Annotated in this window: 10 protein-coding genes and 1 pseudogene; 3 read left to right on the top strand and 8 right to left on the bottom strand. The window is 51.5% G+C overall.

Features of this window, described 5'->3' with window-relative positions:
• Positions 1-85: 85 nt before the first annotated feature.
• From OGV38_RS18080 to yiiM, 4 genes and pseudogenes are all read right to left on the bottom strand, one after another.
• Positions 86-784: pseudogene (locus OGV38_RS18080) on the bottom strand (MFS transporter); the annotation flags it as partial.
• A gap of 118 nt (positions 785-902) precedes the next feature.
• A complete protein-coding gene (locus OGV38_RS18085) occupies positions 903-1,859 on the bottom strand; it encodes a sugar phosphate isomerase/epimerase family protein (protein WP_049040558.1) in 957 nt (318 codons plus the stop codon).
• Between the two features lie 8 nt (positions 1,860-1,867).
• Positions 1,868-2,572, bottom strand: coding sequence for a GntR family transcriptional regulator (locus OGV38_RS18090; RefSeq protein WP_019077919.1), 705 nt, complete (start codon positions 2,570-2,572; stop codon positions 1,868-1,870).
• A 228-nt stretch (positions 2,573-2,800) separates the two neighbouring features.
• A complete protein-coding gene (yiiM, locus tag OGV38_RS18095) occupies positions 2,801-3,475 on the bottom strand; it encodes a 6-hydroxyaminopurine reductase (RefSeq protein ID WP_075848782.1) in 675 nt (224 codons plus the stop codon).
• Positions 3,476-3,627: 152 nt separating this feature from the next.
• Here yiiM and OGV38_RS18100 point away from each other — a divergent pair, with 152 nt between their 5' ends.
• Positions 3,628-4,524, top strand: a complete 897-nt coding sequence (locus OGV38_RS18100) for a dihydrodipicolinate synthase family protein (protein WP_016155205.1) — start codon at positions 3,628-3,630, stop codon at positions 4,522-4,524.
• Between the two features lie 41 nt (positions 4,525-4,565).
• On the opposite strand, the gene kdgT is transcribed toward OGV38_RS18100, so the two are convergent.
• Both kdgT and sodA read right to left on the bottom strand, forming a co-directional pair.
• Positions 4,566-5,549 (bottom strand): 2-keto-3-deoxygluconate transporter, encoded by a 984-nt coding sequence (gene kdgT / locus OGV38_RS18105; protein WP_016155204.1) that lies wholly within the window; start codon positions 5,547-5,549, stop codon positions 4,566-4,568.
• 235 nt (positions 5,550-5,784) lie between these two features.
• On the bottom strand, positions 5,785-6,405 hold the full coding sequence (sodA, locus tag OGV38_RS18110; RefSeq protein ID WP_016155203.1) for a superoxide dismutase [Mn]: 621 nt from the start codon (positions 6,403-6,405) through the stop codon (positions 5,785-5,787).
• Positions 6,406-6,660: 255 nt separating this feature from the next.
• On the opposite strand from sodA, the gene OGV38_RS18115 reads away from it, so the two are divergent.
• The gene (locus OGV38_RS18115; protein ID WP_286474325.1) at positions 6,661-8,082 is read left to right on the top strand and encodes an L-fucose/L-arabinose isomerase family protein; all 1,422 of its coding nucleotides are present in this window, start codon (positions 6,661-6,663) and stop codon (positions 8,080-8,082) included.
• Between the two features lie 201 nt (positions 8,083-8,283).
• Positions 8,284-9,318 (top strand): L-rhamnose/proton symporter RhaT, encoded by a 1,035-nt coding sequence (gene rhaT, locus OGV38_RS18120; RefSeq protein ID WP_016157897.1) that lies wholly within the window; start codon positions 8,284-8,286, stop codon positions 9,316-9,318.
• Positions 9,319-9,434: 116 nt separating this feature from the next.
• Here rhaT and OGV38_RS18125 read toward each other — a convergent pair whose 3' ends face one another.
• Both OGV38_RS18125 and ptsP read right to left on the bottom strand, forming a co-directional pair.
• The gene (locus OGV38_RS18125; RefSeq protein ID WP_115191157.1) at positions 9,435-10,613 is read right to left on the bottom strand and encodes an MFS transporter; all 1,179 of its coding nucleotides are present in this window, start codon (positions 10,611-10,613) and stop codon (positions 9,435-9,437) included.
• A 3-nt stretch (positions 10,614-10,616) separates the two neighbouring features.
• Complete coding sequence (gene ptsP / locus OGV38_RS18130; RefSeq protein WP_269519790.1) at positions 10,617-13,106, bottom strand: phosphoenolpyruvate--protein phosphotransferase; 2,490 nt, start codon at positions 13,104-13,106, stop codon at positions 10,617-10,619.
• Position 13,107: the final 1 nt, after the last annotated feature.

Here is a 13,107-nt window from a genome sequence, read left to right on the forward strand (position 1 = left end):
ATTGGCGTTAGTGTTAGACATATATTCAAGCCTATCTCTTATCTGGAGATACAGCTACTGTCCGGTGTTTCAGGGGGCTACATCACAGGCCACAGTACGCGGCGTAAACGAAGAAAATCCCTAAAGAAGCCAGCCAGACGTTAGGGCAGGACAACACATGTTTGATACCCTTTAAGACTTCCATGTTGGCACTGGTTTTCTCGCCGCCTTTCACTTTGTCATCATCGACAATAAAGTAAGTGAGAACGCCCGCAGCCAGCGTAATTAGCGTATAAAACAGCAGTCCAGCCTGCATCCCCGCTTTACCTTCACCAAACTGGACGAAAACAAACAGAGCGCCAGAAGCGACGATAACATCCACCACGCCGCGTCCGGCTTCTAAAAAGCCAAACATGCGCCCTTGTTCTTCTTGCGTACCTAGCAGACGCACAGCTTTCAGTAACACCGGCCAATAAACCACATCGGCAAAGAACGCCATTGCGGCAAAGCAAATAAGATAACCGGTAAATGACGGTAGCGTCGCCAAATATAAACCGCATAGCCCAACGCCGATCAGACCAAATGGTAATAATATTTTCTTGGAATAACGGTCTGCGATATAGAGCGACAGAAAAAGCCCGGTTGTCTGAACAATCGTATAAACAGTAAAACTTAAACCAATTTGCGTATTGGTTAAACCCCAGTCACTTTGCATTGGCACATAGAAAACGTCTTTCATACTTGAAAGTTTGAATATTGTGCCGCCGCCTAAAATTAAAAAACAGAGCCTTGCCCATTTGTTCATGAACATAATTAAACCCTCATTGCTTGTTGAGAGAAATATTTAAATTAAATCATGCAGTTAATAAATTAAGAGAGTTATTTTCATAACCCTTTTCGCATTTAATAATATTTAAAGAAGTTTATTTATTACTTGTAAACTTGTCGCATAAATCACGGATATACTTTATTTGAGCAAGAGCATGTTCTTTTTCCTGCGCCAGTCGCGCATCAATCATGTTACTGTCGGGCAGCGGCGTATAGCTTGCATCGCGCCATGGGATCCAGGGATTATCACCTTCATCATCAAAACGAAATGCCGGAGCATAATATTCAACTTCCTCTTCCAGACCAAAAGCATTTACTTGCGGTTTATCCTCACCTAAAAGTAATAATGCCTTAAGCATCTCTTCCATTGGTAAGTCACCGTATCCTGAACGACAAGCCTCATGCCCCCAGCCTTTACCTTCTTTAATAATTTTTGCGTCTTTGATATGCACCTGAGTGATTAGAGGGGACATGACCTCTAACGCAGAAAGCGGCTGCTCATTGGCGTTAATCATGTTGCCAAAATCAAACAGAATAGAGAGATTCTTCATTCCACTATTATTAACCAGCGTCACCAGTTCATGGCCTTGCAGATCTTCATGCTGTTCGATAGTAAAGCTTAGTCCGCAATCGTCATACTGAGACAACCACGCAATATCATTGGCAATCTTTGCCATGACATCGTTGAGATGTCCTTCATAGCGGGGGTAGAAACGTACTGAAGTTGCGCCAGTTGCCACAGCAATACGGATCGCATCCGTCAATGTCACCTTGTCCGATGCGCTCGTTTCAATATGTACATCGAGGTTATATTTTTTGGCCTTTTCTTTAAAATCGTGCAACTGCCGATCGTTTAGTTTCTGCAGCGATTGGGACTCACCATCCTCAACATGTATTTTCACTCCCTTTAATTGTTGCTGATGCGCAATATCCAGAAGATCGCCCGGAAGGACTCTCTCATAGCGCATATTCAGATGAAAGGCATAAGCATGTAGGTACAGTGGTATATTTCTCGCACGTTCAGCGAGAAGTTCTTGGTTGCATTTTCCCATTATTTTTCTCATTCATCACGAATAACAAGTTCCACAGATTCAAGTCGCCAGTATTCAAAATCAACCTGAACCACTTTTTTATCTCGGGTAGCCCGATGTTTTTCTACTAAAATTCCATAAGTATTAGGCGCAACGCCCAACTCTTTGCAGGCCACTTCTGGCATATTGACCGGTTTAAAAATCATTTCTTTGATATTTAAAGCATGACCAAACGCATCTTCCCAGACGCTGGCAAAAGACTGATTGCCCAATTTGTTAATGAATCCTGGCGCAACATCAGCATCAATATAGGACTCATGGTAAAACACTTTATGCGAATCAAGACCACACCAACCGGTAACTAAATAGCGATCACCGGAGGAGAGAAAAACATCATCAACATGGTGCGGAACCGTCGCAATCGTTTCTTTGGTTAAATAACCCCAAAAAGGCTTGCGCCCCTGAGCACAGGCTTCAGCATTAAAGCTGGAAAGTGATTTGGGATTATAAATAAATCGCTTCGATGAAATAAACCAACCACTGCGGTTCTTTCGGAAGATACGCGCATCGATCTCAAGCTCAATCAGAACCTGACGTAAGGTCATGCGCTTCGCATCCAGCAACTCACATAACTCTCTCTCCGAAGGCAATTTAGAGCCCGCTGGCAAATTATTCTCGTTTAACCAGCTTTCAAAGCGCTCTCTAAGCACATCAACATTGTTTTTCTTTTTCATCTTGCTCATCTGGTTTAAACCAATTTAAAGCTAAGATATTTGAGTGCAGGAAATACTCAAGTTTTTTTTCAACGCAGAGTTTCTTTTTGTGGGCCAGGTATCAAGAATGGACTGAAAACATGGCGTGACAAGCAGGTTTTTTAACCCGCCTTAGTATGCAGAGATAAGAACCACGAGAAAGGCAAATCAGGTGTTACCACCTGATTTAATTGCATGGCCAGAATGGCTTTATTTTCCCCACAAACGGCGGGAATTGTCTTCGATCTTGCCGCTTAAACGACGCTTTTGCATCGTTCTGGTCCAGCTTTTCGATAACCCGGCAGCCGAGAGTAAACGGTGATATTGTGAGTCATCAAACGGCATATGCCAGGCAATGGCAATCGCCTCCCGCACGCTGACGTCGCTGACGCGTGAAGCCAGGATCAACGGCGCGTCCGCCGACACCTGGCCTGGAGCGATGACGCTGCACAACCAGCCCGTCTTGCCTGCATCCTGCATCTGGCTAGCCATATCGCTGATGCCAAAATGGAAATTCAGCTTAAAGCACGGTGAGCGCGGCTGCGTGACCTGAATCAGCGCATCTCCCCACTGGAAAATGTCGCCAATAAATACATTCTCTTCCGTTAGCCCCTGAGTAGAGAGATTCTCGCCAAACGCGGGCGCGACAAAGCGCTCTGCCTGCTCCGGAAACTCTTGTCTCCAGTGCTGATAGTGTTCACGCGGATAGTGGCACAGCGCGCGATCCGGCCCACCGTGAATTTTCGTTTCCGCCTGTTCATCACCCGTCAGCCCCAGTTCGGTCAGCATCAGCTCGCCGTCAACCTGGACCTTAGCAATCGCGCTGGGACGGCTTCCCGTGTAGTCCCGAACCTTGCCTGTAAAAACATCGACCGGATATCGCATCTGTTCCCTCTCCCGATAAATTTCCCCCATTACACCACATTTATTTTACCCCAGTCGCTCAAAATGAGAGCACGGTTCACATGAAACTTAGGGACACATGCTATCAATGTAATCTGGTTTTGAAACATCATTTCAAATAAGGAGTCAACAACGTGACTGGTCAATCGCAATTTGCTGGCGTCTGGTGTCCTTCCATTACGCCAATGGATAATGACGGCAAGATCGATCTTAACGGTCTGAGCCAGCATCTCAAACGCCTTACCGAGGCCAAAATCGACGTGATTTTGCTGATGGGTAGCATCGGGGAATTTGCCTCCTTTACGCTCGAAGAAAAGCTGTTACTGATCCGCGAGGCCCGCGCTATGAGCTCGCTGAAGATGGTCGCCAACGTCTCATCCACCTGCCAGAATGATGTGCTGTTGATGGCGCAGGAAGCGTATCGCGCCGATTACGATGCCGTGATGATCCTGCCGCCTTACTACTACGGGCAAACGGCAAAACAGCTGCTGAGCTACTTCCGTCAGTTGGGGCAGAAGCTCAGCGGTAAATGGTTTGCCTATAACTTTCCGGCGCGCACTGGCTGCGATTTAACACCTGAACTGGTTGCCACCCTCGCCGCCGAGTTCCCCAACTTCGCAGGCATTAAAGATACCGTCGACTGCCAGTCCCATACTCGCAGTATGATCCAGACCACCCGCGCCGTACGGGAGGATTTTGCCGTGTTGTCCGGCTATGACGAATACTACATTCCTAACCTGCTGGCAGGCGGCGCGGGGGTGATTTCAGGATTAAACAACGTCATGCCTGAACTGTTTGTCAGCGCACGGGAAGCATTTAAACAGGGCGACCTGACAGCACTTCGCGACATTCAGGACCAGATTGGCACCTACATGTCCATCTACGCCATCGGCGAAGATTTCGTCACCACCATCAAAACCGTGGTATCGCGTAAGTTTGGCTATTGCACCGGCGTGTCACGAAATGCCGGCGGAGAGTTGAACGAGGGTGAGTGTCGGACCATCGATGAGGTATTTGTCGTCAAAGCGTAAATCGTTAAGCCGGATGGAACAGACCATCCGGCAAAAGAGGCTTACTTCACGGCGCTACGAATATCAATTTCCGCCGCCCTGGCTTTAACTCTTTTCGACCAGATGGAAGTGATAATCGGCACCAGAATGGAGGTCACAATCACCGACGTGGCGACAAGGGAAGTTGCTGCCGGCGCCATCGGTTTAAATGCCGGAACCATTTCAGCAATCAGCACTGGCGTAGCGACCGCCGCACCAGCTGAGCTGGAGGCCGCAATCCCCGCTGTGCCATCGCCGCCTCCAATCAGTTTATCGGCGATAATCAATGGAATACCGGTAATAATAATTACCGCCACGCCCAGCAAAATACCCAGTACACCGGTCTGCGCAATCACGCTCAAATCAATGGTGTTACCAAGCGCGAAGGCAAAGAAAGGAATCAACGTCTGCACCGCTTTGCTGAAGAATTCCCGCAGCTCAGGGTCCAGATTCCCCAGCGCAAAGCCAATCAGGAACGGTAATACGGCCCCGACAAACACGTGCGGTTCAAACGAAGCGATCCCGGCGGTTCCCAGAATCACCATAGTCATCAGCGGGCCAGACTCCAGCGACATCAGGACAAACGCCCCGGCCTCTTCTTTGGTGCCGTACTGCTGCATAATCGAGGCATACAGCCCGCCGTTGGTCATATCCATGGCGGCCACCAGCGCCAGCGTAGACAACCCGGCGAAGAAACCAACTTCTACACCATGTTCCGGCAGAATACGTGAAGCAATCGCCGCGACCACCCACGCTACCAGAATCTTGGTTATGACCAGCGTGCCTGATTTACGCAGCACGGTACCGGTGGCGCTTAGCTTGATCGACGCCCCCATACAAAAGAACCAGACCGCCAGAATAGGCACCGTACCGGTGATCATACCGTTGGTAAAGGAGCCGAAGTATTTCCCGGCGCCGGGGGAAAAGGTGTGACACAACGCGCCCAAAAAAAGCGGCACCAGCATCATGCCGCCTGGGATTTTCTCTATCGTTCGTTTGATCTGCATTTCCATCACCTGTAGACATAAAAATGGGGCAATTTTTATGGGCGATTGCATCTTGCTTATGAGATGCGCCCGTCTTGATGAAACGAAGATAGACATTCATAGAGACTATAAAAGTGATCCCACTCGCATAATAAAACCTTGTTTCAATTTAAGTGGATCATTGTTTTTATATTGATTTTGATCACAAAAAAACCCCCACAAGCATCGCTTGCAGGGGCTTACTAAAGCGTAGAACTTATTTTTTCGCTGCGAAACGCGCGGCAGCTTCGTCCCAGTTCACCACGTTCCAGAACTCTTTGATGTAGTCCGGGCGACGGTTCTGGAATTTCAGGTAGTAAGCGTGTTCCCAAACGTCCAGGCCCACGATCGGGAAGCCGGAAGCGCCAGAGATAGCTTCACCCATCAGCGGGGAATCCTGGTTAGCAGTGGAAACAACAGCCAGTTTGTCACCTTTCAGAACCAGCCACGCCCAGCCGGAACCAAAACGGGTTGCCGCAGCTTTTTCAAATTCAGCTTTGAAGTTGTCCACGGAGCCGAAGTCACGTTCGATAGCCGCTTTCAGGTCGCCCTGCAGCGTAGTACCGGTTTTCAGACCTTTCCAGAACAGGCTGTGGTTAGCGTGGCCGCCCGCGTTGTTACGCAGTACGGTTTTCTTGTCTGCTGGCAGTTGATCCAGTTTGGTGATCAGCTCTTCAACAGGCAGGCTCGCGAATTCAGGTAAGCTTTCCAGCGCAGCGTTAGCGTTGTTTACGTAAGCCTGGTGGTGTTTGGTATGGTGGATTTCCATCGTCTGCTTATCAAAGTGCGGTTCAAGGGCATCATAAGCGTACGGCAGGGATGGCAGTGTATAACTCATAATCATCTCCAGTATTGTCGGGCGGCCAGTGTTAACGCCGCGTAAGCAGTTGGGTCATTATAGTTAATTAAATGATATTGAAAATGATTATCAATGCCGTACTTTTTACATGGCTATTATGAGGTAAAAGTGTGAGCATCACTGGGAAAATCAGGCTGATTTTGCCAATCTGAGTAGAAAATAGGCAGCGACATGAAGGACATGGGAGATAAAGCACGACATAGTCTGAAGATTATCTCACAAGGAAATATTGCTATGTCTGTCAACATTGCCCTTTTTGGTATCGGCCTCGACACATACTGGCCCCAGTTTACAGGCCTGGAGTCACATCTTCAGGGCTATCTGCAATCAATTGATGAGCGCCTGACGGCGCAACAAGCCAGCGTGATTAATGGCGGCCTGATTGATAACGTCGATAAAGCCGATGCCCTTATCAGACGGTTGCAGCAACAGCCGGTCGATGCTGTCTGTCTTTACATCAGCACCTACGCGCTCAGCTCAACGGTGCTACCGCTTGTGCAGAGTATCAATAAACCGGTCATTATTCTGGCCCTACAGCCAGAGCCAGGGCTGCCTTATTCAACAATCCGTCAAATACCCGATCGTGGAGGTCGTACTGGAGAGTGGCTGGCGCACTGTCAGGCCTGCAGCGCACCCGAACTGGCAAACGTGTTTAACCGTGCAAATATCCGCTTTCAGTTGATTGTTGGCGCATTACAGGGCGATGAGTATGTCTGGCAACAAACGGCGCAGTGGCTACAGGCACTTAACGCTCGTCAAATGCTGGCAAATTGTCAGGTCGGCGTCCTCGGGCACTATTATGACGGCATGGTAGACGTTTACAGCAATATGACGAACTTGTCCGCCAAAATGGGCGTACGCTTTAAGCCATTGGAAATGTGTGAGTTGGCGGAATATCGCGAGCAGGTCAGCGAGGCAGACCTCAATGCCAAACGACAGGAAATGCACCGTGTACTTCAGTTGGATGCGGCATGCGAACCTGCAGAGCTCAACCGCGCACTCACCACTGCCTGCGCCATGGATAAACTGATTGCCCAGAATAAACTCGGTGCACTAGCCTATTATTATGAAGGCCGTAACGGCAACGCTTACGAGAACATCATCACCTCAATCATTCTCGGCAACACGCTGCTTACCCACCGTGGTATTCCCGTAGCGGGAGAATATGAAATCAAAAATGTGCTGGCGATGAAAATTCAGCAACTTCTGGGGGCTGGCGGTTCATTCTCAGAACCATATGGCATTGAATTTAATGATGATGCTGTTTTGTGGGGACATGACGGTCCGGCACACCCACTGATGGCGGATGGTCCGGTGAGTCTGGTGCCGCTGCCGGTTTATCATGGTAAACCCGGTAAAGGTGTCTCTATCCAGATGACCGTAAAATCAGGTCCGGTGACCTTTCTTTCGGTAATTGAAGATGCCGAAAACGGGGTGCGTTTACAGTATGCCGAGGGTGAAGCTGTACCAGGTGAAGTCCTGGATATTGGCAACACCAATAGCCGCTATCGCTTCCCGTTATCAGCTCGCGAGTTCACCACGCAATGGTGCATGGGCGGCCCAGCTCATCATTGCAGCATTGGCCTGGGACACCATGGCGAGGCACTGGAAAAACTCGCCTGGCTACTGGGTATTCAGGCAGTAAGAATTTGCTAATCCTCTATATTTCCGCCCTTCTCAAAAAAGAGGGGCGGGGCCGCATTTGTGATCAATATCCCTTTCATCCCCTGAATTTTGCCAGCATTACTGATCACACGGCAGCATGCTGAAGGTTAATCTATTGCTCACTCTTTAGACTTTTGAACATCAAAACGGGTGTTTTCATCCTGCCAAATCGATAATTCAAAAGGAAACAGAATGGGTAACGCAATTACGATGGGGATAATATGGCATCTAATCGGTGCCGCTAGTGCCGCTTGTTTCTATGCCCCTTTTAAAAAGGTACAACACTGGTCCTGGGAAACCATGTGGTCTATAGGTGGTTTTGTTTCATGGCTGATCCTTCCCTGGCTCGTCAGCGCGATCCTTCTGCCGGACTTCTGGGCCTATTACAGTTCATTCAGTGCGTCCACCCTGCTGCCGGTATTTTTATTCGGTGCCATGTGGGGGATTGGTAATATCAACTATGGCCTGACTATGCGCTATCTCGGTATGTCGATGGGGATCGGGATCGCTATCGGCATTACGCTAATTGTTGGTACCTTAATGACGCCAATCATTGCCGGTAAATTTGACGTGCTCATTGGCACACCAGGCGGACGTATGACCCTGCTCGGCGTGCTGGTCGCCCTGATCGGAGTGGCGATTGTCACCCGCGCCGGACAGTTAAAAGAGCGCAAGATGGGCATCAAAGCCGAAGAGTTCAATCTGAAAAAAGGTCTGATACTGGCGGTGATGTGCGGCTTTTTCTCCGCGGGGATGTCCTTTGCCATGGATGCGGCTAAACCAATGCACGAAGCCGCTGCAACACTCGGTATCGATCCGCTGTATGTCGCCCTGCCAAGCTACGTAGTCATCATGGGCGGTGGTGCGGTGATCAATCTGGGATACTGCTTCATTCGTCTGGCAAAAATGAAAAACCTGTCAGTAAAGGCCGACTTCTCTTTAGCAAAACCGCTGATTATCAGCAATATCCTGTTTTCTGCGCTTGCTGGCCTGATGTGGTATCTCCAGTTCTTCTTTTACGCCTGGGGCCATGCCAAAATTCCAGCACAGTATGACTACATGAGCTGGATGCTGCACATGAGCTTCTACGTCCTGTGCGGTGGTATCGTGGGCCTGATCATGAAAGAGTGGAGCAATGCAGGGAGACGTCCGGTCAGCGTGCTAAGTCTTGGCTGCGTAGTGATCATTGTCGCAGCAAACATTGTTGGTCTGGGAATGGCCAGCTAATCATGTTGGGTACTGAGATGACGCCACTGCGCTGGCGTCATCCCAACTTTACGGTTAAATACCACCGAAAATCAGTTTCCGTTGTACTACCTTAAATTAACCAAATAATGATGGCGTTACTCACAAAATACCTCCGTTCGAGCGTATAGCTTAAATCCGTTCAGCAATAAAAACAGATACCCGATAACCGGCACCCAAAAGCTCAAACGCAGGCCAATAGCATCAATAACCATCCCCTGGATAAAGGGCAGCACCCCGCCGCCAATGCCCGCCATAATCAAGCAAGCAGAAATAGATGCCGCATAGCGATCAAGTCCGGAGAGCGTGCGAGAGAAAATAATGGGATACATTACTGAGTTCATGAGCCCCGTCGCCAGCAGGCAATAGCCGCCAAAACGGTTAGCGAAAACTATCGCGGCAACGGTTAGTAGTACCGCTCCCGAAGAACACAGGCAAAACAACAACTGAGGTCGGCAACAGTGAGCCAGCAAGCCATACAAAAACCGACCCGCCAATGCACCGCCCCAGTACAACGCGATAAAGGAGGTCGCTTGTGCAAGCGAAAACCCGCCCAAAGACGGGTCGTGAAGATAGCTGAGAGCCGTAGTACCCATGCTGACTTCCACGCCAACGTAAACAAGAATGCCACTCACCCCAGTACGAAACTGCGCATAGCGCCTGAGCGCACGAATCGCAGAAAAAATATTCTCGTGCGCGTCACGAAAATCAGCAATTGAAAAACGGTATAACGCAACCAGCAGTATGCCTCCCACCAGCATCAAACCGAGATACATCCCTGGAACTGAAATGACAGAGCCAGCCAGAACAACCGCCAGGACGACAGGCGCCAGCGCCGCCCCGAGGGAGTTGATGGACGACGCCAGACTGAGGCGTCCAGCCGCACTTTGCGCCTCGCCAAGCCGATTAACATAAGGGTTTGCGACCACCTGCATCGCCGCAACCCCCATCGCCACAATGAAAATCCCCACCAGGCAACCGGCAAATGACGCCAGCCAGAGCGATACGGCAATCACCACCGAACCACTTGCGGCAAGTATCAACGCCAGTAAGAGTGCGCTGCGATACCCTAAACGCGCCATCCAGCCTGAACACGGTAAACAAATCACAAACGGTGCGAGATAAAACGCCACATTTACCAACATCGAGTCTCGCCATGAAAGCGAAAAAACTTGCCGGAAAAAGGGAATCGTGGCGCTATTAATTGCCGTCAGGACGCCCCAGTAAAAAAAGACAGCCGACAGCATAATGAACGCCCGGCGAGGATTCTGTACCATGATTTATCCCGCCATTTCCTGTGCCAGATGCACGGCGACATCCTGCGGCGACATGCTGCCAAGCAACTGCTCACGGAACTCCACATGCATCAACTTACGCGCCAGACGGGAGAAGATTTTCATATGATCGCCCTTCTCCTGCTCGCTCACCGTCAGCATGATAACCAGCGAGACATCCACCTCGTCGCTCCACGCCAGCGGCTCACTCAAACGCATCACCGACACGCTACTGTGCGCGACCGCCGCCGATTTGCAGTGAGGAAGCGCAATTGCAAATCCTAATGCGGTAGAGAAAATCGCCTCACGCTGCCAAATAGCCTCTTCAACGGCTGAGCCGGAAAAGACCCGCTGTTCGACCTCAAGATTATCGGTGAGGACCTTAATCGCCTCCGCTTTACGGGTAATCGCCCGATCGAGCAGGATCAGGGCGGGATCAAACACGGGTTTTGCTTGCGCCGCCACCTCTTGCGAAAGTAGTACCGCCACGTCCTGACCACTTTCACAGGCTAATGCCCGTTCCAGCGTCTGCTCGCTGTGCGCGAGGGTTAAGGTCATTAAGCGCGCCTTTGCTGGCGCAATACGGCTTGAGGACATGCTGATCTGTCGTAAACCAACGCCCAACAGTAGCGCCAGCGCCGACGGGTCGCCGCCCATCTCGCCGCACAGGCTGATCTCAATACCGGCCCGCTGCGCGCGCGCCGTCATCTCCTTCAGTAACTGTAAAAACGCGGGGTCAAAATAATTGTAGAGATGTCGAACCTGCGCGTTGCCCCGGTCGCAGGCCAGGAAGTATTGCGTCAGGTCGTTGCTGCCAATCGAAACAAAGTCGATATACGCAGCGGCTTTCTCCAGCAGATAAAGCACTGATGGCACTTCCGCCATAATACCCAGCGACCACTGCCCAACCGCCGCCCCCTCGGCCAGCAGTTGCGCCGCTGTTTGCTGGAACTGTTCACGCAGCCACTTCACCTCAGCAAGCGTAGTCACCATCGGCGCCATAATGTGCAACGGTCCGACGGCGCTGGCACGCAGTAGCGCACGTATCTGAGGACGGAAAATCGACATAAATTCGGGATACAGGCGGATGCCGCGCCAGCCAAGAAACGGGTTTTCCTCCGGCGGCATCGCCAGATAGTCACAGGGTTTATCACCACCAATATCCAGCGTACGGATCACCACTTTACGCCCCCGCGCCTGTTCCAGCACGTGACGATAGGCCTGGTACTGCTCCTCCTCGTCAGGCGGCGCGGCTCGTTCGCAGAACAGCATTTCAGTGCGGAACAGACCAATCCCCTCCGCCCCGGCGGCAAATGCCGCTTCCACTTCCGCAGCCAGCGCGATATTCGCCAGCACCGTCACCCGTTCGCCCTCCTGCGTCGCCCCAGGGCGTTGAATAAGCGGCTGTAAACGCGCTTCAAGGCGCTGACGTTTGTCCTCTTCCAGTTGATACCACCGCAGAGCCTGCTCATCCGGCGACACCACCACCACCCCGTGGCGAGTGTCGAGCAGCAGCGCTTCACCACCGCGAATATGCCCCGCTTCCGCCGCCTCTACGCTCAGCAGCGGAACCCCAAACGATCGCGCCAGAATGACGGTATGTGATGTTTCCCCGCCCGCGCCCATCACCACACCTTTCAGATGCGGACCGCGCAGCGCCAGAAACTGGCCTGGCGTTATGGGAACCGGACTGATAACGATGGTGTCTTGCGACAATGCCGTTTGCGGCATCAGCGGCTGCGCGGTGAGATGCGCCGCCAGACGCAGGCCCAAATCCTGTACATCCAGCACCCGCTGTTGTAGGTAGACGCTGCGACTTTCGCGCAGCGGCGCGCTCAGTTCATCCAGCGCCAGCGCCAGTGCTGCCAGCGCATTGCGCGCTGTACGGTCGGTAAGTAGCGAGGTTTCGAAGAGCGCATCGTCCAGCAGTTTGACATGAGCCTGTAGCACCGACGCGGCTTCTCCCTGCGTATGCGGTAATGCGTCGTGCAGCTCGCGGCGTACTTGCTCAAGTGCCGCCGTCAGCGCGGCTCGCTGTACAGCCGGCGCCGCCACCGCCTCTTGTTCTGCCAATTGATACAGATCCGGCACGCCCAGATGCATTGCCACCCCTTGCGCCAGCCCAGCGCTCACGCCGTTACCGCGCACCCACTCCGCACGGGTCTGCGCCAGAAAAACCGGCAGAGGTTGCTCCACCCGTTCCGGCGTCCGGGCAACGGGTTCATCACACGCGGCAAACTCTTGCCTCACAAACTGAGTCAGCGCCTGATGCGCGGCAGATTCATCCTCGCCCTCAATCACCAGTTCACACGGGTCCTGATACAAAATATCGGTCCCAATCATCGCCAACACGCTACGGGCATCGGCCTGACGCTGGTTACGCAGATTGCCTATTTGAACGCGAGCCTGAAATGCGCTGACGCGCTGCTCTAACGCACTGGCGGGGCGGGCATGTAGGCCATTTGGCAACGGGCAGGTAAAACGAATGTTTAACACA

This window comes from Citrobacter sp. Cb080 (assembly GCF_030334745.1).
GTDB classification, from domain to species: Bacteria; Pseudomonadota; Gammaproteobacteria; order Enterobacterales; family Enterobacteriaceae; genus Citrobacter; species Citrobacter braakii.